Raw genomic sequence first — 24,978 nt, 5'->3', positions numbered from 1 at the left:
CTGAAACTCAGTATGTTGTTTAAGAACTGAACAACATGGGGCTACCATGTCTTCTCATCGAATTAAGCAACAAAGCCTGCTGAATGCTAATGTAATCTATTACCCAAAACATAATTCTTTATGGCTAGTCAATTGGGCACAGGAAGTCATAAACAGTATTAGCTGATAGAAACATGTTTTCATTTATCCTTAAATATTACGATTAAAGATTGAAATTTATTTATCAATCTTTCATATTCTGTTAGATAAATAAGATATTCGGCATTATGTAACTCAAGAAGGCGTGTACAGAGATAAAGAGAGCTTCACTCGTTTAGAGTCTCACACAAAAGCAGGACTCGGTAACCATCTTCGCAGCAAATTTTGAGCATTGTGGCGTCTTGTGCTTGAAACCAGAGTGAGAGGAATAAGATACCTAATTTCAAAGGTCGCTCCTTTTCTGGTTAAGCTATTCTCTTTAGACAGTTAGTTGTTTTGCAAGTATGGCGTAAGTTATCGTGAACTTGCAAATATGCTCGAATACATTGACTCAGTTACGCGCTCCCAAGCTGGGTTTTGAAATAGGTGCCTGAAAAGAAGAAATGCTTACGCTGATATTAGAAGCCTGGATGGACTTCTTGATGACAGATTAATGATACCTACATTCGTATCAAAGGACGATGGAGTCAACTTTATCTAACTATCATTGAGTAAGGTGGGACGTTACATTCTACAAAAACACCCTCTTCCTTAGATCAACGGCCGTTCGTATGAGTAAGACTCACTATCCAGTTATTTCCAGAAACGTCAATTGATAGAAATTAACCCTAAATTTTTCATCTTACCAGCGTAGACTAAATAGATGTGCTTGCTGAAGACATTCGTCCAGCGTCGTAGTCATGTTGAAAGAAGGGGTCAACGTCATCACAAATGCCAAAATACGGACGCCCGATAACACCGAGCATATAAGCACTTTGCTCACAATACTCTTGCTTGCCTTGCTGGTAACCCGCTTGATAAGCCATTATGAGTTCTGACGTCGCATGGTTAACATCATCCAGCTTCGCAATTCGCTCCTCAGATAACTCCCGTAATCCATCTAAAGCTGACTGCTTACCAAACACTTGCCAATCGGTCACATTATTCGAAGTCGGTAGTGTTGTTTGTGCGCATGCAGCAAGAAGCAACGCCATTACTCCAATTACGAATGCTTTCATCGTGACTCCTTAGTGTTTAGCTCGTTGCTATTGATAATGTCAGTATAGCTCACACCTTTTGACACCAATCGCCGGAAGCGATTTCTTCGGTTAATTGCTCAGTATCTTGATATAAGTAGATCCAAGCTTGGCCAAACGGCGTAACGATGCTCTCTCGGCGATATTCCACTGGCACATCTTCCAACTTATCTAGCTCGGATAAGGTTTCATCATCAATCAGATACACTTCACCTTGAATCGAGCGTTGCCCATCAGACAACGCTGGATAAGGGCCTAAGTCATACATTGCAAATTGAGCATCCGTTTCATGTAAACCAAGAAACTGCGCCGAGCGCAAATACTGATGGTTGTACTCTCCCTTGCGTAACGTGCCGTAGACAAAAATCAAATGCTGCATAACCACTCCTTAGTCATGACTGTGTATACTTAGGTTAAAGCACTTTAATCGAACTCAAACTGATAGAGTAGGTCAACAGCGCTATCTACACCAGATACCGCTTCTAAATACAAGTCTTGCATCAATCGGTAACGCACAGTGAACTCACCTAGGGAGTTAAAGATGCCGACACCATATTTCACCTGCAAACCTGGCAGAATATAACCACTCACCGTCACTTGCGAATCATCGCCCGAACCAGCAGTGTCCAGCTGTAAATCCTGTACGCCAAAGGCTTCACCGATTTCACCAACCACACGACCACTCTTCGCCAAGCTTAAACCAATTAAGGTAGTCGTCATTGCATTACCACCGGCTTCACCATCAATATCTTGACCACGAAGTAGATAAGAAAGTGCATTGGCTTGGTTCATCGCGGGCTCTGAGAAAATTTCTATACTCGGATCAGATGCTGGGCCCGACACTTGTACCCCCGCAATGACATCATCTTGGGTATTGTCTGGATTACGAATCGCTTTGATAGACAAGTAAGGTTGATCTGGTGGACCATTCATCAGAATCTTACCTTCTTTAATCAATAAGTCCTGACCAAACGAACGATAAGAACCATCGACAACATTCACTTCACCAACGATGAACGGACCTTTGTCTTTTTGTGTCACGTTTAGGCTCCCTTTCAACCCACCTTTTAAGCCAAAAGCGGCAAGTTGGAAGTCATCACCAATTTTAATGTTGATGTTCGTTTCCACATCAAACGGCATCGCAGCCACATCGTCCACTGGCTGCAAGTTTTTATCAAGAATAACGGTATCACTCGATACGCCTACTGCACTTGGTGGAAGCTCTTCGACGACAATTCTTCCCCATGGCAAATTAATATCACCCTCAATTTTCGCAAGCTGAGGGGTCACATCTATTGTCATGTCAGGCTCAACTTTGATTTTTACCATTGGAGGCACATCAACATTGAGCTCTTTAGCAAATACACGCGCTTTAGTGCGCCAGTTCTGTAAGTCCTGCCAGTCGGCATCACCGGTAACGTTCAACTCACCATCCGGGGTTAGAATTCCGGCATCCAAGTCCGCTTGATGGCCTTTAAAGTTGATGACGACCTGCCCTGAGTTTATATCTATCGGTGTGACTTCACCCTGTAGCTTCATTTGGTCAATCAAGAACTGACCATTCACCTTCGGATGCATGACGTCACCTGATATCGCTAGGTCAGTATTCATGTTTGCTTTAAACAAGCTGTACTCACCAATCAACGGTGCCAAGAAATCCAAGTGGAACGTAGAGAGTGAAACCTTACCATCAATAGTGGGCTTTTCAGACGAGACATTCAGTAAAGAAACCTTACCAGACAAGTCACCGTTATCTTTCACATCAAATAGCCACTCGGCATCAAGCTTGTCTTTCGCTAATGCTGCTTTAAAGTTGAAGCTTTCCCAACCGACTTTAATTGGCTGTTCAAGCGCTTGTTCAACTTGGCCTTTTGGCATATTGACACTTAAGGTTACTTCAGGCTTTTTCTCTGGTGCCCATTTAGCAAAAGCCTGTGCATTAACCGAGCCTTGCAGCTTGGTTTCTGGCGGCAGGAATTGTTTGATTTGGTCAAAATCAAAATCATTGATGGCTAACTTCGCCTGGCCACTCTTACCGACACTAATGTCTTCGGTTAGACATACGCTCGACTCCGCTTGCAACCAACAATGCGCTTGAACGTTCGCGATCTGTTTGTCGATATTGACCTTCACCGCGGTCGATTTTTGCAACGCCCACGGGCCTTGTTGCGAGCTCAGCGTCAAGCGGCGCAGCGCCCCATCCCAAATCATTTCTGGTTTCTGCTGGAATGTCCCTTCAATTTCTAAACTGGTCGACACCAGGTCAGATACTACATCGAGCGTCAGTTGATGCAGTTTTTCATCCCCAGAGACTTCAAGGTCAGCACTATCAACTTTTATGTCGTCATAGGTAATGTTGTTCGCAATTAGGCTTATGTTCGCTTTTGGTGCTGGCAGAGGCTTCACATCACCCTTTAAGGTGATCGTTTCTACGTTCGCCTGTTGCTGCCAGTTTATCTGATTTAAAGCGAGATCAAGATTGATGTCTGGTTCTTTCAAGCTACCACGTAGTGCGACTTTACCCTGCATCTTACCTGCAAGGTCCGGAACACTTTTTGCAAAATCAGGGAAGTTAACCTCAACATCCATCAGAATTTGCTTATCTATCTTACCCTTTGCACTGAGTTGGTTTGGACCATGAGAAAGCGCTAAACCCTGAGTGGTAAGTTGGATGTCTTCGCCTTTGCCGTTCTTATCAGACGCTTCAAGTTGCCCTTCAACATTCAGCGGATACCCTCGCAAAATGCCGTCAATATCTAACTTAGGCAAACTGACTTGCCAACCGCCTTGTTCTGTTAACGACCCCGAAGTCGAAAGGTTACCGCTGATATCCCCTTCAGCTTCTTTCCATTGTAAACCTGGTTGAATGTTTTTCAGGTTTAAGTCAGCTTGCCAGTTGATTGGCGCGGCCCAATTGGCCATGACTTTCCCAGAGAGTTCGCCTCCCAGGGTTTTCACTACAAGGCTTTCGAGGTCAATTTGCTCTAACGTACCTTTGCCGTTTAGTGCGACATCAACGGCGGGAATATCTTTGCCTGACGCTTTGGTTTCTAATGCGACTTCGTAGCCATCAAGTGAGCCTTTTGCCGCCAAGCTTGGTACAGAAACCTGGTAATCGCTTTGTCCAAATAGCGGCCATTGCGCCTGTACATTTTTAATCGCGACATCAAACGGTAACTGCGTTTTAAGCGGTTGAATATCACCTTTGATCTCCGCTTGTACAAGCTCAGAAAGCGTAGCATTTAGTGACAAATCACCAACCGAACCCGAGACCGAAAGCGACAGTTTTTGTCCCTTCGCATCCGCTTGCTTCACTAACGCGTCCAGTTGCGCTTTGATAGGGTAATCAGAAGAAAGCGTCACTTGTGTGCTCAACTTGCCTTCCACTTCTGGCATGTCGAGCTCTAACGTTTTGACATCAACACGTTCACCGCCTGCTCTTGCAACCAAACCAAGATGATTGACGATCACTGGCGTTTCACCTGCCAGTTTGAAATTGTGAATATCAAGACGACGCGCTTCCACCGTCAGTGGAATCCATACTTCGGGTAACACAATATCTTGCGGCGTAGCATCGGCCTCTTTCGGCTCTTCAACAACCGCTTCTGGGGCCGCTTCACTTGGTGCGAGCGCAACATTAATGTCTTTCAACGCGGTAGGTGCGATCACCAAACGATCGCCTTGCATCGACAAAGCGGTCGAGAACGTTTGCCAATCAATTTGATTGCCCAGCACATTGACGTTGATGTCATTAAAGCTGACTTTATTAACAAAAATTGGCACTGGCGTACTGATAGAACGCAGTGGTGGTGTTTCCTCTTGCTCCTCGCTTGCTGGCGGTAGCTCTGGCATCTTAAAGTCAAGCCCCTGCAGTCTTAACTCATCGACACAAACCTTAGGGTCAAAGAAACAGCGGAAGTTCACTGCCAAAGCTAAACGCTCGACTTTGGCATCGATATTCAAAGACTCATCGACAAAACTGACGTTATGCAGTTCGAAGCGAGGAAACAATGAACCCTGCACTTTTTCAATCTGCAATTGTGGTAGTGCTTTTTCGGCTCCCCACAAGGCAAATTTGAGGCCTGGGTGGGTAAATAAAACTGTCGCGACAATAATGATGAGCAACAGCAATAGACCAATCAAACTGAGCGACAGCCATTTGGTCCACTTAAACATCATTTTGATCATAGCTCAGGCCCCAATGAGAAGTGGATACGAAACTCTCGTTCTGGTTTTGCATCCAACCCCCATGCAAAATCAAAACTAACAGGGCCCACCGGAGACGCCCAGCGGATACCAACACCAGCACCTGATTTCCAATCTGGTGTTTCATTAAACGCATCACCAATATCGTAAAACGTTGCAGCCCACCAGTTTCCATAAACACGATATTGGTATTCTAATGTACTGCTAACAATGTATTTACCACCCGTCAAAGCACCACTCTCATCCACAGGTGAAATAGATTCATAGCCGTAACCACGAATATTATTGTCACCACCTGCGAAGAAACGCAGCGACGGTGATAGCTTTTCAAGTTCATCGGTAATATTCGCACCACCTTCTAAGCGGAACAAACCACGATGATTCTCTCCAATACCACGAATCCAAGAAGTCGAGCCAATTAAGCGGAGCACTCTAGTTTCAGAAAGCATAGCGGTATCACCATACTCAATAGTGATGCTTTGCTTGTCTCCCCACATTGGCATATTGCCCCCTCGAACCCTAGTCCGAGAAAATGTCGCACCTGGAAGTACGAAGTTGAATTCATCATCTTGTAAACCTTGCGTAAAGCTCTCGTACAAATGACGAACATAAACGGTATTATGCCAACCACCGTCTGCTAACCAATGCCGCTCCACTGCAAGGTTAGACTCGATACTCTGTGTGTCACGGTTGTCTAGGTTTTTAAGCCCATATTGAACTTGATAATAATCGTTAGCGACATCTTCTAAAGGAATTTTGTAAGAAGCAGTCACGGTTTGCTCTGGCTTAGATAGGGATAAAGCAGTGTTGAAACTGTGTCCTCGGGAGCTCACCCAAGGTTTCTTCCACTTCAACGTTCCTCGAACGCCTACATCCGTTGAGTAACCAATACCCGTCTCGATCTGATTCTTAGAAGCAGGAGATAAAGACACTTTAATTGGCAAGTCTCGGCCATCATCAAGCCTATCCAATTCAGGCTCAACAAAAACTGAGGAAAACCACTCCGTATTTGATAGCTTCTGGTTAAACTCGCCCAGCTTCGAAACGTTGTATGGGTCCCCTTCTTTAAAAGGTTGTAGTGATGCGACACGGTCTTCCCAGATGTGGTTGCCAATAAAAGAAACGTCGCCAAAATTGAAACGTATTCCACTGCTGTAGTGCAAACGGACATTAGCTTCGTTCAGATCAGGGATAACCTCTAATCGACTTAGCGTAAACTCACCATTGAAGTAACCACGCTGAAGCGCCAAGTTACGAATGCCTGACTTAAGGCTGTCGTATTGGCCTTGATTCAAAACTTGACCAACTTTGAGCGGAGAGCGCTCAATAAGTTTTGCAAACTCTTCATCGTCTTTAGCCTCTCCAGTGATGACCACATCCATGACTTTCACTTTCACTGGCAAGCCCGGCTTGATGAGCACAATTAACTCATCATTCGCTTCAGGAATAGAGTATGAAATTTTTGCATGATAATACCCAAGCGCGTTAAGCGCTTCAGTGATACTTTGATCTAATCTCGCTTGAAAACGCAGAGAAGTGGAGTAATCCTTCTCTGGAATAGATGACAGATACGCACTGACATTCTCTTCTAAAGCGCCATCAATGCCTTTCAAAGTCAAAGAAACATCGGCATAGGCACCATGAGAAAAGGCAAACAGGCCAACGATGGTGGGGAGAGCTTTTTTTATCATGCTTTTATGGCTGAATGAGGTTAAGTAAACGTAAATAATGATAACGCCAATTAGATTCTAAGTCTGTAATATTAATAGCTTTAACGCGGTCTATCTCATAACAGCATCAGATACAGACGAAATGAAAAAGTTCGCAAATTTAAGACACGTATTTAAGGACAAATACCATGCTCAACAAACAAACATTGATCAGTATAGAAGATGCCTTGCCAGGTAGAGATCAACCAATGCAGATTGACGATCATCATTTTGTAAATAAATCTAACCTAAAGGCGCCTCTGGCGTCACACCAACAGCAGATTTTGCTCGGAATGGGCTGTTTTTGGGGCGCTGAGCGCGTATTTTGGCAACTCGACGGCGTTGTATCTACTTCGGTCGGTTACGCTGGGGGGCACACACCCAATCCCACGTATGAAGAGGTCTGTACAGGTAAAACGGGTCATACAGAAGTCGTACGAGTCGTTTTCGATGAACGCGTCATCTCATTAGAAAAGCTACTGGCTGTTTTTTGGGAAAAACACGACCCAACTCAGGGAATGCGTCAAGGTAACGACTTAGGTACTCAATATCGTTCTGCAATTTACACTTATTCGACGGAGCAACTCGAGAGCGCAGAGAAATCGAAACTCTTGTATCAACAAGCACTGCAAGAAGAGCAACGCGCGAACATCACCACCGAAATACAACCAGCAGGTCCGTATTACTTTGCGGAAACCTACCACCAGCAATATTTGGCGAAAAAACCTGATGGTTACTGTGGCATCGGAGGAACGGGAGTTTGCTTCCCACCAAGCCTCCAAGGATAAACCTAACCAGCAACAAAAAGAGCGACCGATATGGTCGCTCTTTTCTAAATCTAAGTGGGTACCAAGCTAACTAAGCCGATAATGATGCTATCACTTGGTTGACTTCTTTAAAGATGGTGAGCCTTTTATGATCGTTGACGTCAGGTAGTAACACTTTGCCATTGTCGAACTGAAAACAGCCAACCCCGACAATAAAAAACTGACCTTTGAACAACGTTTTAACAAAACGGGCCACTTGTAATGGTCGATATACAGCAAACTCACGTAGCATAACTCACCTCAATTCCTTTGAGAAAACACGGATTGCTTATTTTTCCTCTGCAATCTTAATGCGCAATTTGCGGCGGACCTCATTTTAGCAAATTCTAAATATAACGCAAGATTACACCACTCCATACGTTAAATAAATGTTATCAACGGTCCTACAAATTTCTAGGATCTGGATATATACTGGAAGCTTCCAAACCTCGTACGGAATATAACAATATGAAAACTAAGACTCTCCTACCTCTATTACTGGCCTTAACGCCAAGCTTGACCTTTGCACACAACTTGTCAGTAGGAAAAAGCGTTCCTCCTGTCAATGTTGCCGCTTACGGCGAGATTGTTTTACAAGGCGAAGGCGTTGCATACCAACCCTGGGCAACTCAACATATGCAAGGCAAAGTTCGTGTTATTCAAGCCATCGCAGGCCGTAGCAGTTCAAAAGAGATGAATGCCCCTTTAATGTCGGCAATAACAGCGGCAAATTTTCCACAAGAAAGCTACCAGACGACGACTATCATAAACCAAGATGATGCAATTTGGGGGACAGGCTCTTTCGTGAAGTCTTCAGCTCAAGACAGCAAAAAAGAGTTTCCTTGGTCATCCATGGTTCTTGATGAAAATGGCGTAGTTGCTAATACTTGGGACCTGAAAGAAGAAAGCTCGGCCATTATTGTTCAAGACAAAACGGGCAAAGTTCTGTTTGTCAAAGAGGGCGCACTTGAGCAAGATGAGATAACAAAAGTCATTGAGCTTATTAAACAGAACATCTAGCTTCATTGAATGGCTCCTTGTTCTTGTTGTAAGGAGCTATATGAATTTGATTAGAAGCATGGGCAGTGATAACTCTGCTCTTTATAAGTGCGACACTTCCATCAGAGAGTATTACCAATATTTTTCGGCACGTATGTGTGGAGTTAAATTTTTCTGCTAGCCAACAAAAGAGTGAACTTTTATTCATTATGGGTGTTATATTATAACAGTCGGTAAGAGGAGCTCAGATGTACCACCACCAGCAAAAAACACTAAGATATTGGTATCGCACTGCTTTATTTTTCAGTGTTGCGTTGCTGATCGCTTGGAACTTTGCGGTTGTACTTCATCAAGTCGATCTGACGCCCGACCATCATACCCATCATCATTGCCAATTATTTTCTGGTGTTCAGCACGGTATAGCAAAGGTACAACCTACCCTCTCTACACCGACTTTTACGCGCGCCCAGCATCATCATGTTTTTTTGCATCTCGTGTACGGCGAAGAAGTTCTTGGCGCTGCTCGTGCCCCTCCTTATTTTGCTTAATTTCCAAACTATTCCACACTCAAAATTATTGAGTTCATTTCCGCACCTAGTGTGTCAGGGAACAATAACTTAGTGAAACTCGAATCTGAGCAATACCGCCTTTGGTTAATGCCAGTAAAATTAGGAAAAATACAATGTCATCAAAACACGTTTTAGCCCTTGCTATTGGCCTCACTTTATCGACAGCAGCGAATGCAAACGAATACCGCCAGCATGGTGCTCATGTGCATGGTCACGTCGAGTTTAATATCGCCCAAGATGGCAAAGATCTGTTAGTAGAGATCACAGCTCCTGGAGCTGATGTTGTGGGTTTCGAACATGCTCCAGAAAACGCACAACAAGAGCAAGCGCTTAAACAAGCCGTCGCTACACTCGAAGACAGCAACGCATTGTTCGCTATTAACTCACAAGCTGATTGTAATATTGAAGAAGCTTACGTGAGCCACAACCTAAGCGAAACTCATGAGGAACATGATCATAGTGAGCACGACCATGATGACCATGCACATCACGATCATGAAGGACACGAACACCATGATCATAATGAACATCATGATAAACATGACCACCATGATGAGGCGCACGATCATGGCGGTCACGGTGAATTTTCGGTGCAATATCGCTTCAATTGCGAACAAGTTAATCAGCTTAGCCAAATCCAAACCGATTGGTTTAACCAATTCCCAACTACAGAGTCCATCAGCGTCAATATATTCACTGATACCATGCAATCAGCAATTAAATTAAGCAAAGATAACACCCAAATCGTAATCAAATAACACGAGTGGCGTGTAAGTACCCACTTACACGCCACAGCTTTGTTGATTTAATATGACTGAAACCACACCAAATGTTGTCGAGCTAGAGGATGCCCAATTTTTCTGGCCCGGTTCAACCAACGCGACCATCCACATCCCCAAATTACACATTACACAAGGCGAACATGTGTTTATCAAAGGTCCAAGTGGCTGCGGTAAATCGACCTTGCTCGCTTTGTTGACGGGGATTAACACATTAACTTCAGGCTCTCTATCTGTACTCGATACTGACCTTGCTAGTTTAAGTGCCAGTCAGAGAGACCGCTTTCGCGCCAATCATATTGGCTACATCTTTCAACAGTTCAATTTATTGCCGTACCTTAACGTACTTGAAAACGTATTATTGCCATGTCAGTTCAGTAAAATACGACGTGACCGTGCCCATTTAGGTGCCTCATCTCAAACGTTAAATGAACAGGCTCAGGCCCTACTAGAACGACTGCACTTGCCAAACGAGCTTCATACACGCCCTGTCTCTGAATTGAGTATTGGTCAACAACAACGTGTGGCTGCGGCTCGAGCTCTGATAGGACATCCAGAGTTAGTGATCGCTGACGAACCAACCTCAGCTTTAGACTATGACAATCGTAAAGCATTTATTGAGCTCCTTATGGAGCAAGCGAATCAAGCCAATGCCACACTGGTATTCGTTAGCCACGACCCAACACTCGAACCCTTATTCGATCGCACGCTCAATCTACCCGACATTAATCAAGTATCTAGCCTAGGAGCCATATCATGAGTGCTGTTGTAAAGCTCGCCTGGAAAAGCTTGATGAACCGCAAAGCGACGGCAATTCTAACCATCATGACCGTTGCGATTTCAGTGGTACTCCTCTTGGGCGTCGAGCGTATCCGAACTCAAGCCAAGGATAGCTTCTCCAATACAATTTCAGGCACTGACCTCATTATTGGTGGACGCTCTGGGCAAGTGAACCTATTGCTCTATTCTGTGTTTCGTATTGGTAATGCGACCAACAACATCGATTGGAAAAGCTACCAAGAGTTTGCCAATCATCGTTCAGTCGATTGGGCTATTCCAATCTCGCTTGGCGACTCGCATAAAGGCTTCCGAGTTATGGGAACCAATCACAGTTACTTTGAGAATTACAAGTTTGGAAGTAAGCAACCACTAACATTTAGCAAGGGCAGAGAATTCAATGGTTTATTTGAAACCGTGCTAGGTTCTGATGTCGCTAAACAACTTGGTTATGATATCGGTAGCGAAATCATCATTGCCCACGGCATTAGCGACGTTGGCTTTAGCCGTCATGACAATCTGCCATTTAAAGTTGTCGGTATCCTTGCACCTACAGGAACACCAGTCGACAAAACTGTCCATGTATCATTGGAAGCCATCGAAGCCATTCACGTCGGATGGGAAAGTGGTGCGCGTTTGGGCCCGACACCCAAGGCACAAGATCTCAAAAACAGAGACTTTCAGCCCAAACAAATTACCGCTATGCTCGTTGGTTTGAAATCTCGTATTCAAACTTTCGCCCTGCAAAGACAAATTAACACCTACCCCAAAGAGCCGCTCAGCGCCATTATGCCCAGCGTTGCGTTGCATGAGTTATGGGGAATGATGTCTGTTGCAGAGCAAGCCCTAATGGCAGTATCTGGTTTTGTCGTGATCGCAGGGTTGTTAGGTATGTTAAGCAGTCTATTAACTAGCCTACAGGAACGCCGCCGTGAAATGGCGATTTTGCGTGCCATGGGAGCAAGGCCTCGTCATGTTTTCTCACTCTTAATTAGTGAAGCCAGCTTGCTTACAGCTGCTGGTATTATTACTGGCGTTACTGGGCTGTATGCCATTCTTGCTATCGCGCAGCCGATCATCCAACAGCACTATGGAATACATCTCACCTTAAGCATCTTATCTACTTATGAGTGGATGCTATTAGGTTTCGTACAATGCGCTGGTATTGTGATTGGTTTCATTCCCGCACTCCGCGCCTACCGACAGTCACTGAGTGACGGAATGACAATAAGGATTTAATAAAATGTGGAAAAAAATACTCGCAAGTTGCTTGCTGGTCGTCGCATTCACAGCGCCTGTTATGGCTAGCGAAGAACCATTAAAGCTTGACTGGATTGACCTTGTTCCAGAAAAAGAGCGTAAATTGTTCGACAGTATAGGCATGCCCGCATCTGATCACAGTGGTGGCGCAGCCCAGCAGTCCAAGATTGGTAACGTTCGACCAGAACTGAACGGAAGCCAAGTTAAAATTCCGGGGTTTGTTATCCCACTTGAAGGTGATGCCGATACCGTCACCGAATTTTTATTGGTGCCATATTTTGGAGCTTGTATTCACGTGCCACCACCGCCTCCAAACCAGATCATTTACGTGAAGTTTCCGAAAGGCGCGCCTGTTCAAGAGTTGTGGGATGTTATATATGTGGTTGGAACGTTGAAAACCGAGACGATAAACCACGAACTGGCAGAAACGGCTTACGTTATTGAGGGATCAGAAATAGAAGCCTACGACGATATGTAATTTAAGTCGTCGATAAGCCTCGCTACACCTAAGGCGTCACACTGGCGCCTTTTTTAGCTTTGTGCTACACGATATAACGAGATAAATACGCTAACACGCCCACATAAATAACCAAAAGAAACGCTATCGACAGGTGCTTTTTGAGTTTACCTGCTTCTGAGAACTTCATAGCCCCTCCAAAATAACGATAACAATTTTAACAACTCATTATCATTTTGAATAGCCCTATTCGTTCAAAAACTGAGAACTCCTGTCTGGTCGCTTGGTCAGATAAGGTGTAAATTTAAACGTGCGAACCGCGCAGTTCTTGGTAGGAAAACGAATGGCAGACCCGACAAAGCAACCTGTTGTCATCGAACATCAGTCAGACACAAAAAAAAATACGCAACAAGAAAAGAAACAAGGCTACATAAAAGACAGTGCTAGTAAGGTAAAAACCATTGCCCAAATACACGGTCTTGACGCCTTACTGCAAACCGAACCGCCAGCCAAATCTGCGTTTGAAAGAGCCCAATTGCGAGAGCAAAGGCGCCAAGAACAGCGACAAAAAAATTTAGAACAGATTTTAAAATTAGCGCACAGTTCATGCCGAGATGAGACAGCGGGAGAGCCAGACCAAGATTGGTTGCATCGATTTTTTGAGATGGCTCAAGACATCCATAACAGCGCGATGCAAAAGCTATGGGCTCAAGTGATGAAACGTGAAGTGACCAATCCGGGTTCAACATCCATGAAAGCGTTGAAAACCCTCAAAGATATGTCACCAAAGGAAGCACAAACTCTGCAAAGAGCCGCCTCTTTAGCATGCAGTTTTGGAGGGGATCACAGCAGAAAACTGCTGATTGGTTACAAAGCCCAAGGAGGCATATTTAGCTTCGGCAAGCGAGACGTCGCCAACAGCCTAAATATGGGAAGTTTTCAACTGCCGTATTCAAGCTTGTTGCTCTTAATTGAATTAGGGCTGCTGCACAGTGCCGAACTTGAATCTGGCGAAATTAGTATCGAGACACCGTTGGTCCTCACCTACCAAGGTAAAAACTTGTCACTGAACGTAAACAGTAAAGGTGTCCGCCTTTTATATTATCGCTTCACACCCACAGGCAATGAGCTCTGTACCTTGCTCGGTAACAAACCACATGCCGAATACTACGACCAAATGCTTGCACTGTTAAATCATAGATTTAGTGTCCATAGTGAAGCTAAGAGTACGGTTCATCATACCGTCTAGCCAGCTTGAGAAGCATTTGACTACCTATGAGCCAAATACTTCTCCAGCTGCTCAAAGAGCTTTAGGTCACCTATGATCTAAATGCTTTTTTTATCGGATCACACCGCGTTGTTTAAGATCGATTAAGCACAAATCCACCAGCTCATCGACACTCTTTTCTCCCGCGGGCAAATCGATTTCAGGGTTCTCTGGCGCTTGATATTCCGAATCAATACCAGTGAAATTAGGAATCTCTCCCGCACGGGCTTTACGGTATAAACCCTTAGGATCTCGACCTTCGCAAACCTCTAGAGATGCATTGACATACACTTCAATAAACTCGCCTTCTGGCAATAAATCGCGCACTAACTTCCGCTCTGCACGATGCGGTGAAATAAACGCCGACAGAACAATTAAACCCGCATCTGCCATCAACTTCGCCAGTTCACCAATGCGACGAATGTTCTCGCGACGGTCCTGTTCAGAAAAACCTAAATCGCTACACAAACCATGTCGTACATTGTCACCATCCAATAAATAGGTATGGTAACCCAATGCTGCAAGGCGATTTTCCAACGCCCCTGCTACGGTTGATTTACCCGCTCCAGATAGACCAGTGAACCACAATACGGCAGGTTTTTGCTTCTTTAATTCAGCACGAAACTGTTTATCAACCGAATGCTGGTGCCAAACAATGTTTTCATCTTTTACCGTCGTTTCGGCAGTCATAACGTATCCTTGTAAATATCGGAATTAAAACGGGAAAAAGACCGGGATCAAAGTAAGTACTAATACAGAGTACACAATCGAAATTGGCACTCCAATTCTCACGTAGTCGGTCAATTTGTAATTTCCTACGCTGTACACCAGCAGGTTAGTTTGGTAACCGTAGGGAGAGATAAAGCTCGCACTCGCGCCGAACAAAACCGCCATGATGAATGGCATCGGATCCACGCCATAACCCACCGCCATGCTATAGCCGATAGGAAAAGAAAGCGCAGCCGCGGCATTGTTTGTCACCAATTCAGTGAGTACCAATGTCATGATATAAGTCGCCACCAAGGCACCAAATACTCCCCAGCCATTAAACGCTTCAATAAACATCACTCCCATTCTTTCTGACAATCCAGAAGAGATCATCAGTTGAGCAATAGACAAAGCGGAACCGACAATCACGACGATATCGATCGGAAAACGGCGGCGCAGTTCTGAAATCTGCACAATACCAAACGCAATAAGCGCGATAAGGTACGCAGCTAGACCTTTAATAATCGGTACTAACTCTAATAGAGCGCATCCAATTACGGCTGCAAAGCCCAGTAATACAATAGAAGACTTATTCGTATCAAGCCGAGCGCTAGAGTCCAAGTCATGCACTAAAACAAACTCTTTACGATGAGCTCGGCGTTCAGACTCAAAACGCTTTCCTGGAACCAGAACTAACGTGTCTCCTGGCGCTAAGGTAATACTACCCAAGCCACCTTCTAGGCGTTCGTGGCCTCGGCGAATCGCCACAACAACGGCATCGAATCGGTCGCGGAATCGGCTCTCTTTGAGGGTTTTGTAGCAAAACGTCGCCGACGAGCTCACCACAACTTCGATAAAGTTTTGCCCATTTAAGTGCTGCTGACCAAACAACTTGAGGCCCGGAATTTCTTGCAGGGTCGCGACGCTCTCAACATCGCCACAAAATAACAGGCGGTCTTTTGCATTGAGCACAAAATCCGGTCCCACAGAAGAAACAGTAACACCATCGCGCACCACTTCTGCAAGAAACAGTTTGCGCAGCGCACGTAAATTATTCTCGCTGATCGTACGCCCAACTAGCGGTGAGCCTGGCTCAACGCGAGACTCAAGAAAGTAAGGTAAATCTTCTTGGTTTTGATCATCATAATTCGGTAGCAAGTAGCTGAGCGGGATAAGAATCAACATCCCTCCCACCAGCACAGCCAAACCTATCATCGTAGGTGTAAAAAAGCTCAGGCTCGGTAAGCCTGCGTCTTCGACAAAGCTGTTGATGATTAAGTTAGTCGACGTACCAATCAAAGTTAACGTGCCACCAAAAATGGCGGCGTAAGACAAGGGAATAAGTAATTTCGAAGGTGCATGCTGCTGATTACGCTTAATCGCCCCAATCAATGAGACAACCACAGCGGTATTATTCGTAAATGAAGAAAGCAAGGCGGTCGACACACCGAGCTTAGCAATCACGCTGCCTAACTGGCCCTCAGAGATACTTCGGCTCACCCAACTGATCAGCAGTGTTTTTTCTAGAGCACAGGATGCAAGAATCAATAAAACCAGGGTTAACAATGAAGAGTTGGTAAAATTGGATGCGATAGTGGCTGAATCCATCATCCCAGCCATGAATGCAATAAAAGCAGCACCCGCAAAGACGTAACTAGGCTTAATTTTCGTGACAAGCAAGCAAGTGATAATGCCAAGCAAAATCGCTAACACAAACCCTTGTTCCCACATAGCCTTTCCTTACCAAATAGCCCCAAAGGGCACAACAACGACTCATTTATCCATGAAACACCGACAAACGAGTAAACAGACAAAAATCAGCGCAAGCGAAAAGAACATCAGAATGCTCGGTTTTCTTGGGCTCCACCGAAGCATTCTGGTATTAGGAGAATACCTAACGACATTTCGCAATTCAGTTAGGTAGCGACGTCCCAAGTACAACAGCAGACAGAGCCTGAAATTATCGTACTTGGGTAAGCCAGTTACTTTTTCAGAAGCTGGCTGACGTCTTTTGCTTCCCAGTGTGGGAAGTGTTTACGGACAAGCGCATTAAGCTCAACTTCAAACGCAGAGATGTCCGTCAAATCGCGCTCAACCACGGCGAGGCTCTCTTTAACCATGCCAGCACCAACCGTCACGTTTGTCAGACGATCGATAATGATAAAGCCACCGGTATCTGCACAGTCTTGATAATTGTCCAGCGCGACTGACTCATTAAGAGACCATTCACACAAACCAATACCATTCAATGGCAGCTCTGCCGAGCTATGAGTCGAGAGATTATTAATGTCATATTGATGACGAATCGCTTCAACATGACCTACGGTTTTCTTACCTGCGATTTTGATGTCATAGTCACGACCCGGTTGCAGGGGTTGCTCTGTCATCCACACCACATCGGCAAGCAAATGGTTTGTGGTTTCCACTTGAGCATTATCTAGAACAATTAAGTCGCCACGGCTAATATCGATCTCATCGCTTAGCGTCAGAGTGACAGCTAATCCGGCACGAGCTTCTTCGATATCACCATCAAAGGTCACAATACGAGCCACAGTTGACGTTTTACCCGATGGCAATGCTTTAATGGCATCACCGACTTTGATCGAACCAGAAGAAATGGTCCCCGCAAAACCACGGAAATCGAGGTTAGGACGATTAACGTATTGCACAGGGAAGCGGAATTCACCCGCGCCTTTTTCTTGATCCACATCGACCGTTTCAAGAAGCTCAAGCAATGATGGGCCTTTAAACCAAGTCAGGTTTTGGCCTTTATCCACCACATTGTCTCCTTCAAGCGCTGAGATCGGGATGATTTGAATATCAATATCCCCTGTCAGATTCTCAGAGAACTTCAGATACTCGTCGCGGATCTCTTCAAAGCGCTCTTGGGAGTAACCCACTAAGTCCATCTTGTTGATCGCCACAACAAAGTGCTTCAAACCCAACAGGTTGGAAATGAAAGAGTGACGACGAGTTTGATCGAGAATGCCCTTACGTGCATCAACCAGAATCACAGCTAAGTCACATGTCGATGCGCCTGTAGCCATGTTACGTGTGTACTGCTCGTGTCCAGGAGTATCTGCAATGATGAATTTACGTTTCTGCGTCGAGAAATAGCGGTAAGCCACATCAATCGTGATCCCCTGCTCACGCTCAGCTTGTAAGCCATCGACCAACAACGCAAGGTCAGGTTTTTCACCCGTGGTGCCCACACGTTGGCTGTCTGAGTGCACTGCCGCTAGCTGATCTTCATAAATTTGTTTTGAGTCATGGAGTAAGCGACCGATTAATGTACTTTTACCGTCATCCACCGAGCCACAAGTCAAGAATCTAAGTAACGACTTGTACTGGTGTTGTGTTAAATAGCCTTCGATACCAAGCTCGGCTAATTGAGCTTCAACTGCACTGTTCATTATCTTTCCTTAGATCCTTTAGAAGTAACCTTGACGTTTCTTAAGCTCCATCGATCCTGACTGATCGTGGTCGATCGCTCGGCCTTGGCGCTCACTCGACGTTGCCACCAGCATCTCTTCAATAATGCCAGTTAAAGTGTTTGCTTCAGACTCGATGGCCCCGGTCAATGGATAACAACCAAGGGTACGGAAGCGCACACTCTTCTCTTCAATCACTTCACCCGGTTGAAGCTCCATACGATCATCATCAACCATGATCAGCATGCCATCGCGTTCAACAACTGGACGTTTGTCCGCGAGGTAAAGCGGCACGATCTCGATGTTTTCTAAATAGATGTATTGCCAGATATCAAGCTCAGTCCAGTTAGACAGCGGGAATACACGAATGCTCTCACCCTTATTAACCTGACCGTTGTACGTCTTCCATAGCTCAGGACGTTGGTTTTTAGGGTCCCATGTATGGTTCTTATCGCGGAATGAATACACGCGCTCTTTCGCCCGTGATTTCTCTTCGTCGCGGCGCGCGCCACCAAAGGCCGCATCAAAACCGTACTTGTTCAGCGCTTGTTTTAAGCCTTGAGTCTTCATGATGTCAGTGTGCTTAGAAGAACCATGAACAAACGGACTACAGCCCATGGCTAGACCTTCTGGATTCTTATGTACCAAAAGCTCAAAACCGTATTTGGCCGCGGTGCGATCACGAAATTCAATCATCTCGCGGAACTTCCAATCGGTGTCGACATGCAGCAATGGAAATGGAATCTTACCTGGGTAAAAAGCTTTACGCGCAAGGTGCAGCATCACTGATGAGTCTTTACCAATCGAATACATCATGACTGGGTTATCAAACTCAGCCGCAACTTCACGGATGATGTGGATACTCTCCGCTTCGAGTTGTTTAAGGTGAGTTAAACGTTGTTGGTCCATGTTTTGTATTTCCTTTTTAAGCTTGAAGGCGCATTACGTCTCTAATCTTTGGTCTGAAATTATATGGAGTTGGCAATAGCACTTTTGTTGAATTCAGTACTAGACAAAAACCAGTCTAACTTTTGAGACAGTCGCACTACCTCTCCGACAACAATCAAAGATGGCGACTGTGCTTCCTTCGATAAATCAGAGAGTTGGGAGAGTTCTCCCGTAAATACTTTTTGTTGAATCTGCGTGCCACGCTCAATAATGGCAATCGGAGTCGACGCTGAACGACCATGCTTAATGAGTTGATTCTGAATATAGTGTGATTTCATCAGCCCCATGTAGATCACTAAAGTCTGATTCCCACGCGCCAACGTGGACCAATCCATCTCATCACTTTCTTCTTTCAAGTGGCCAGTCACAAAGATGGCCGATTGCGCATAATCACGATGAGTCAGTGGAATACCAGCATAAGCGGTTGCGCCAGCTGCTGCGGTAATGCCAGGGACAACTTGAAAACGAACGCCGGCATCAGCAAGCACTTCTAACTCTTCACCACCACGACCGAATACAAACGGATCCCCACCTTTAATGCGCACTACTTTGTAGCCCTGCTTGGCAAAATCCACCAAAAGCTGATTCGTCTTCTCCTGCGGCACACTGTGATGCCCAGCTCGCTTCCCAACGCACACCAAAATCGTATCGCTTGGAATCAATGCCATGATTTCTTCAGACACCAAGTAGTCGTACAAAACCACATCAGCTTGCTGCAAGCAGTTCAGTGCTTTCACCGTCAGAAGTTCAGGATCGCCTGGTCCTGCACCGACTAAGGCGACTTCACCAGGCTGTAGCGATTGCTTTGCAAAACGAGTAACACCAGCGACTGGGTTGTCAGAAACTAACCGGGGCTTTGGTTTAGGAAAAGAAGTGACTGAATCGTTCGTTGCCATGTGCTTGCTCATCGTCCATTGATATCGTTATGCAAGCATTATGGCGGGGCGTTTATATTACCTGAAATTCTAAAATTTCATTTTTTATTCAAAAATCTGCTAAGAAGTTTTTGTTTGGTCTCATTCAAAAGCGTGAAAAAGTCGGCGGTTAATATGAATAAGGTTCAGTAAACTGATTAATGTTCACAGTTTTCTGTATCTTTATCATCGAGTTGCACCTGTGTTTGATACATTACGCAGTACGATTTCCCCTTATCATTGAATTGGAGCACCAAATGAAAGTGGCAGTTCATCCTATTTCCCTCGCTGTATTAAGTGGCATGCTAACGCTTGCTGGCCCAGCAATGGCCGATACCATCAAGCTTCGTATTATCGAAACCACCGACATTCACACCAACGTGATGGATTACGATTACTACAAAGACCAACCATCACAGCAAATCGGTTTAAGTCGCGCTGCGACAATAGTGAGACAGGCTAAGTCCGAGACAGAAAACACGGTACTAGTAGATAACGGCGATTTAATTCAGGGCAGCCCAATGGGCGATTACATGGCGGCAAAGGGGATTAATCCCGGCGACGTGCACCCAGTCTACAAAGCGATGAACAAGCTAGACTACGATGTGGGCAACATTGGCAATCATGAGTTCAACTATGGCTTAGATTTCCTACAAACGACGTTGAAGGGTGCAAACTTCCCTTACATCAATGCAAACGTATTTGATAAACAAACCGGTGAGCATTACTTCAAGCCTTACCTCATCAAAACTCACACATTTAAAGACACAAACGGCGAAGCGCATCAAATAAAAGTGGGTTACATCGGCTTTGTACCACCACAAATTATGGTGTGGGATAAGAAAAACTTAGAAGGCAAAGTCTTTGCTAAAGACATTAAGGAAACAGCAGAGAAACTGATTCCTCAAATGAAGAAAGAAGGCGCAGACGTGATTGTGGCGATTCCACACTCGGGCATTTCTACTGATCCATACAAACTAGGCGCAGAAAACTCTGTTTACTACCTCACAGAAGTTGAAGGTATTGATGCGATTGCTTTTGGCCACTCTCACGCCGTCTTCCCAGGGAAAGACTTCGCAAACCTACCTGGTGTTGATATAGATAGAGGGACCATCAATGGTGTGACGTCAGTGATGCCGGGTCGCTGGGGAAGTCATGTAGGTGTGATGGATTTGATGCTGAAAGAGAAAGACGGCAGATGGCAAGTCGTCGAAGGCCAAGCAGAAGCACGCCCTATCTTCGATAAAGTAAATAAGAAGTCATTAGCTAAAGCCGATGAAGATATTGTGAAAGCGTTAGAAGAAGATCACAAAGGCACTCGTGAATTTGTAAATCAACCAATCGGCAAAGCAAATGATGTCATGTACAGCTTCTTGGCATTAGTGCAGGACGACCCCACCATTCAAATCGTTAACCTTGCTCAGAAAGACTACGTAGAACGCTTTATTCAAGGCGACCCAGACCTTTCTGACATTCCAGTACTGAGTGCGGCAGCACCATTTAAAGTCGGCGGTCGTAAGAACGATCCGAATAACTTTACAGAAGTAGAATCCGGTCAGCTCACCTTCCGTAATGCGGCCGATCTTTACTTATATCCAAACACCTTGGTTGCGATGAAAGTGAAAGGTAAAGAAGTTCGCGAATGGCTAGAGTGCAGTGCGGGTCAATTCAACCACATCGACATCAACAATCCTGAACCGCAATCTTTGATTGATTGGGATAATTTCCGTACGTACAACTTCGATGTTATTGATGGGGTTAACTACCAAATCGACGTTACCCAACCACCGAAGTACGATGCGGATTGTAAAGTGATTAATCCAGCTTCTCAGCGCATTGTGAATCTGACGTTCAATGGTAAGCCTGTCAATCCGAAGCAAGATTTCATCATCGCAACCAATAACTACCGTGCTTATAGCAATACTTTCCCTGGTACAGGCCCAGATTTCATTGCATTTGACGCACCAGATGAAAACCGCTCTGTCGTCGCCACTTATATTTCTCGCGTGAGTGAAGAAAAAGGAGAAGTGACACCAAGCGCTGACAACAACTGGTCTTTCGCACCGATTAAGTCCAATAACAAGCTAGATATTCGTTTCGAAACCTCCCCTAGCGATAAAGCGGCGCAGTTCATCAAAGAGAAAGGACAATACCCAATGAAACGCGTGTCAACAGACGACATTGGTTTCGCAATTTATCAAATCGGTCTGAATAAATAAGGTTGATTTGACAACAACACTAAGCGGCTCTCATGAGCCGCTTTTTTGTTATCAATAAAACCCGTTAAAATAAAGAAAACCGTTTCTGAGTTATCACATGCACAGCGATCTTTTTTCAGACTTAGTCAATCATGGCTTTTTAGAGACAGAAGCAAACCAACTTATTGAAAATGGTGAGTTGCTCGAACTGCCTACACGCCACATTCTTAATCACCAAGGGGAGTTGAGCTCACACCTTTACTTCATCATTGAGGGGTTATGCCACGCAAGCTATCTCACTGAGCACGGCAAAGAATTCAGTAAAGAATTTTATTGGGAGAAGGACTGGGTTATCGGCTTTGAGAGCATAATAAAGGACCAACCTTCGCCTTACTTATTGGAAACGCTGAGCGCTTGTCAGCTATTTTGCTTGCCAATTGAAACGTTGCATCACTGGCGAGCAGAAAAGCACGCCATTTACTTAAAGCTACTCGAAAACCAACTGGTTAATAAAGAGAATAAAGAACGCTTTATGTTGCTCTACTCTCCAGAGGAACGATATCAATTATTTTGCGCTCATTACCCAGATTTAAAGCAACGTATTACCGATAGTCAAATTGCGGCCTACCTGGGCATTACGCCAATCAGTTTGAGTCGAATCAAAGCACGCTTAACCAAAGATCACACTCTCAAATAAACTCAAAAAAGAAAAAAGCTCTTCAAACGAAGAGCTTTGTCTCTGCTATTTGAGCTATTTAAGAATTCGCGCCCGGAACTGGCGCCCTTTCATCTTGCCGTTACTAATGGTCTGTAGAGCCTTTTTAGCCACAGACTTTTCGACGGCAACATAAGCGCGCACAGGGAATAGGTGAATCTTTCCGACTTGAGAGCCTGGAATACCATTTTTTCCTGTCAAACAACCTAAAATATCACCCGGTCGTACTTTCTGTTTCTTACCGCCATCAATGTTAATCGTCACCATTTTCGCTTGGTATGGCTGCTGATTTGATTTGGCAGGCAATGTTGCTGGTACCACGTCCATCTCTAGGTATTCTTCAATACGAGCTACACGTAAACCGTCTTTCTCACCAAAAAAGCTAAACGCTAAACCTTTACTACCCGCACGACCTGTACGACCAATACGGTGCACATGAACCTCAGGATCGCGCGATAGCTCAAAGTTAAAGACAGCATCAAGATTATCAACGTCCAAACCACGCGCTGCAACGTCTGTTGCAACAAGGATAGACACACTCTTGTTAGCAAACTGCACCAATGCTTGGTCGCGTTCACGCTGCTCTAAGTCCCCGTGGATATCGATAACGCTGAATCCTTTGTGATGCAACTCATCTGCGACACTTTGCACTTCTTTTTTGGTATTACAAAAAACAACCGCGGACTCTGGTTGGTGAGTCAGCAGCAAATTCGCCAATGCTTCATCACGCGCTTCCGAGCCTTCAACTTTATAGAAGTACTGCACAATACTTGAAGTATCATGCGTCGATTCCACCTTAATCACTTCCGGTGTCTGCATTATACGCTGCGCAATTTGCTCAATTTTTTCTGGAAAAGTAGCACTGAAAAGTAGAGTTTGACGCTGCTTTGGCGCTGCATCGATGATTGCATCTAATGCGTCTTGGAAACCCATGTCCAACATGCGATCAGCTTCATCTAGCACCAAGGTATTCAGCTCGCTAAGGTTAATTCGGCCTTTCTCAAGGTGATCCAAAATACGGCCAGGTGTGCCGACTAGGATATGCGCACCATGCTCTAACGAACCAATTTGTGGCCCCATAGGCATCCCACCGCAGAGAGTAAGCACTTTAATATTATGAATGCCGCGACCTAAAGTACGAATTTCCTTCGCTACTTGGTCTGCAAGCTCACGCGTTGGACACAATACTAATGACTGGACACGAAAGCGTTTGACGTTGAGGTTCGATAAAACCCCTAAACCAAATGCAGCGGTTTTACCTGAGCCCGTTTTACCCTGCCCGATGACATCACGATGTTTTAGGATTGCAGGCAAGCTCAAAGCTTGAATTGGCGTCATGTGGGTATAGTTCAGGGAATCAAGTGTGGCGAGTAACGCTGGGTTCAGCCCAACTTGATCGAATGTTTGTTTGCTCACGGGGATATCCTCAGGTGAGATGGAAAGAGGGCACATTATCACCAGATTTGGTGGGAAAACCAGTGCTAATTAACCTTTGTTAATGAGTATGAGCTCAAAACAAAGTAAAGTCAGTCACTCTATTCTCATTACGGATAACAACATGCTCACTTGGATTACTTTGCCCTTTGCTCAGCTAACAACCACACAGCTGTATGAAATGATGAAATTGCGTGTGGATGTATTCGTCGTTGAACAAACCTGCCCTTATCCTGAACTGGATGGCAAAGACACATTGGAAGGCGTTTATCATCTAATAGGTTACCACGGTGATGAACTTGTTGCTTGCGCACGATTGCTACCCGCAGGCACTACGTATGACAATGTGAGTATTGGTCGAGTGGTGACAAAGCAGACCGCGCGAGGCGGTGGCTTAGGTCATAAGTTATTGGACAAGGCCTTGGCACAATGCGAAACATTATGGCCAGGACAGACAATAGATATAGGTGCTCAAGAACACCTCATCCAGTTTTATGCTAGTCATGGATTCAAGGTTATCTCAGAGTGCTATCTTGAAGATGGTATCCCTCATGTGGATATGCGGAAAGAATCCGTAGCGCAATAAG

At 44.9% G+C, this 24,978-nt stretch carries 22 protein-coding genes; 11 read left to right on the top strand and 11 right to left on the bottom strand.

The window, feature by feature from the left end:
- Positions 1-833: 833 nt before the first annotated feature.
- From R7Z77_RS13135 to R7Z77_RS13120, 4 genes are read right to left on the bottom strand one after another with little or no spacing between them, the layout of a single operon-like run.
- Entirely contained in the window at positions 834-1,196 is a 363-nt protein-coding gene (locus tag R7Z77_RS13135; RefSeq protein ID WP_169644228.1) for a DUF2799 domain-containing protein, read from the bottom strand.
- Positions 1,197-1,245: 49 nt separating this feature from the next.
- Positions 1,246-1,593 carry a gamma-glutamylcyclotransferase gene (locus R7Z77_RS13130; protein WP_054576638.1) on the bottom strand — a complete coding sequence of 116 codons (348 nt, stop codon included), beginning with the start codon at positions 1,591-1,593 and terminating at the stop codon, positions 1,246-1,248.
- Between the two features lie 44 nt (positions 1,594-1,637).
- Positions 1,638-5,402, bottom strand: a complete 3,765-nt coding sequence (locus tag R7Z77_RS13125) for a translocation/assembly module TamB (protein WP_262647153.1) — start codon at positions 5,400-5,402, stop codon at positions 1,638-1,640.
- Positions 5,399-7,111: an autotransporter assembly complex protein TamA gene (locus tag R7Z77_RS13120; RefSeq protein WP_005383121.1), complete on the bottom strand. Its 1,713-nt coding sequence runs from the start codon at positions 7,109-7,111 to the stop codon at positions 5,399-5,401. Before R7Z77_RS13120 ends, R7Z77_RS13125 begins: the two co-directional genes overlap by 4 nt.
- Positions 7,112-7,278: 167 nt before the next feature.
- On the opposite strand from R7Z77_RS13120, the gene msrA reads away from it, so the two are divergent.
- Entirely contained in the window at positions 7,279-7,917 is a 639-nt protein-coding gene (gene msrA, locus R7Z77_RS13115) for a peptide-methionine (S)-S-oxide reductase MsrA (RefSeq protein WP_054574247.1), read from the top strand.
- Positions 7,918-7,987: 70 nt separating this feature from the next.
- On the opposite strand, the gene R7Z77_RS13110 is transcribed toward msrA, so the two are convergent.
- Entirely contained in the window at positions 7,988-8,188 is a 201-nt protein-coding gene (locus R7Z77_RS13110; protein WP_005379612.1) for a DUF1107 domain-containing protein, read from the bottom strand.
- 215 nt (positions 8,189-8,403) lie between these two features.
- On the opposite strand from R7Z77_RS13110, the gene R7Z77_RS13105 reads away from it, so the two are divergent.
- The 7 genes from R7Z77_RS13105 (at position 8,404) to R7Z77_RS13075 (ending at position 14,025) form a co-directional block, all read left to right on the top strand.
- Positions 8,404-8,955: a YtfJ family protein gene (locus tag R7Z77_RS13105; protein ID WP_005383122.1), complete on the top strand. Its 552-nt coding sequence runs from the start codon at positions 8,404-8,406 to the stop codon at positions 8,953-8,955.
- Positions 8,956-9,182: 227 nt separating this feature from the next.
- On the top strand, positions 9,183-9,482 hold the full coding sequence (locus R7Z77_RS13100; RefSeq protein ID WP_005379608.1) for a DUF2607 family protein: 300 nt from the start codon (positions 9,183-9,185) through the stop codon (positions 9,480-9,482).
- A 134-nt stretch (positions 9,483-9,616) separates the two neighbouring features.
- Positions 9,617-10,261: a zinc uptake protein ZrgA gene (zrgA, locus tag R7Z77_RS13095; protein WP_213885600.1), complete on the top strand. Its 645-nt coding sequence runs from the start codon at positions 9,617-9,619 to the stop codon at positions 10,259-10,261.
- 52 nt (positions 10,262-10,313) lie between these two features.
- Positions 10,314-11,042: an ABC transporter ATP-binding protein gene (locus R7Z77_RS13090; RefSeq protein WP_042522447.1), complete on the top strand. Its 729-nt coding sequence runs from the start codon at positions 10,314-10,316 to the stop codon at positions 11,040-11,042.
- Entirely contained in the window at positions 11,039-12,298 is a 1,260-nt protein-coding gene (locus tag R7Z77_RS13085) for an ABC transporter permease (RefSeq protein ID WP_318136702.1), read from the top strand. The genes R7Z77_RS13090 and R7Z77_RS13085 overlap by 4 nt, the downstream gene beginning before the upstream one ends.
- 4 nt (positions 12,299-12,302) lie before the next feature.
- Positions 12,303-12,797 (top strand): DUF3299 domain-containing protein, encoded by a 495-nt coding sequence (locus tag R7Z77_RS13080; RefSeq protein WP_005379600.1) that lies wholly within the window; start codon positions 12,303-12,305, stop codon positions 12,795-12,797.
- Positions 12,798-13,119: 322 nt separating this feature from the next.
- Positions 13,120-14,025 carry a TIGR03899 family protein gene (locus tag R7Z77_RS13075; protein ID WP_005379599.1) on the top strand — a complete coding sequence of 302 codons (906 nt, stop codon included), beginning with the start codon at positions 13,120-13,122 and terminating at the stop codon, positions 14,023-14,025.
- A 90-nt stretch (positions 14,026-14,115) separates the two neighbouring features.
- On the opposite strand, the gene cysC is transcribed toward R7Z77_RS13075, so the two are convergent.
- From cysC to cobA, 5 genes are all read right to left on the bottom strand, one after another.
- The gene (cysC, locus tag R7Z77_RS13070; protein WP_005379598.1) at positions 14,116-14,733 is read right to left on the bottom strand and encodes an adenylyl-sulfate kinase; all 618 of its coding nucleotides are present in this window, start codon (positions 14,731-14,733) and stop codon (positions 14,116-14,118) included.
- A 24-nt stretch (positions 14,734-14,757) separates the two neighbouring features.
- Positions 14,758-16,482: an SLC13 family permease gene (locus R7Z77_RS13065; RefSeq protein ID WP_005379596.1), complete on the bottom strand. Its 1,725-nt coding sequence runs from the start codon at positions 16,480-16,482 to the stop codon at positions 14,758-14,760.
- A 251-nt stretch (positions 16,483-16,733) separates the two neighbouring features.
- Positions 16,734-18,164: a sulfate adenylyltransferase subunit CysN gene (gene cysN, locus R7Z77_RS13060; RefSeq protein WP_318125022.1), complete on the bottom strand. Its 1,431-nt coding sequence runs from the start codon at positions 18,162-18,164 to the stop codon at positions 16,734-16,736.
- 18 nt (positions 18,165-18,182) lie between these two features.
- Positions 18,183-19,091, bottom strand: a complete 909-nt coding sequence (gene cysD, locus R7Z77_RS13055; protein WP_005379592.1) for a sulfate adenylyltransferase subunit CysD — start codon at positions 19,089-19,091, stop codon at positions 18,183-18,185.
- 59 nt (positions 19,092-19,150) lie between these two features.
- On the bottom strand, positions 19,151-20,026 hold the full coding sequence (gene cobA, locus R7Z77_RS13050; RefSeq protein WP_031780800.1) for a uroporphyrinogen-III C-methyltransferase: 876 nt from the start codon (positions 20,024-20,026) through the stop codon (positions 19,151-19,153).
- 275 nt (positions 20,027-20,301) lie between these two features.
- Between cobA and cpdB the strand changes: the two genes are divergently transcribed.
- Both cpdB and R7Z77_RS13040 read left to right on the top strand, forming a co-directional pair.
- Positions 20,302-22,263, top strand: a complete 1,962-nt coding sequence (cpdB, locus tag R7Z77_RS13045; protein WP_318136701.1) for a 2',3'-cyclic-nucleotide 2'-phosphodiesterase — start codon at positions 20,302-20,304, stop codon at positions 22,261-22,263.
- Between the two features lie 97 nt (positions 22,264-22,360).
- A complete protein-coding gene (locus tag R7Z77_RS13040; RefSeq protein WP_033906009.1) occupies positions 22,361-22,939 on the top strand; it encodes a Crp/Fnr family transcriptional regulator in 579 nt (192 codons plus the stop codon).
- A gap of 54 nt (positions 22,940-22,993) precedes the next feature.
- On the opposite strand, the gene dbpA is transcribed toward R7Z77_RS13040, so the two are convergent.
- Positions 22,994-24,373 carry an ATP-dependent RNA helicase DbpA gene (dbpA, locus tag R7Z77_RS13035; protein ID WP_262646686.1) on the bottom strand — a complete coding sequence of 460 codons (1,380 nt, stop codon included), beginning with the start codon at positions 24,371-24,373 and terminating at the stop codon, positions 22,994-22,996.
- 142 nt (positions 24,374-24,515) lie between these two features.
- Here dbpA and R7Z77_RS13030 point away from each other — a divergent pair, with 142 nt between their 5' ends.
- Positions 24,516-24,977, top strand: coding sequence for a GNAT family N-acetyltransferase (locus tag R7Z77_RS13030; protein ID WP_104976039.1), 462 nt, complete (start codon positions 24,516-24,518; stop codon positions 24,975-24,977).
- The last annotated feature ends 1 nt before the right edge of the window (position 24,978 follow it).

The organism is Vibrio sp. 1401, from assembly GCF_033340295.1.
Note: the sequence above shows the minus strand (reverse complement) of the source record. Positions and strands in the feature narration are given on the sequence as shown.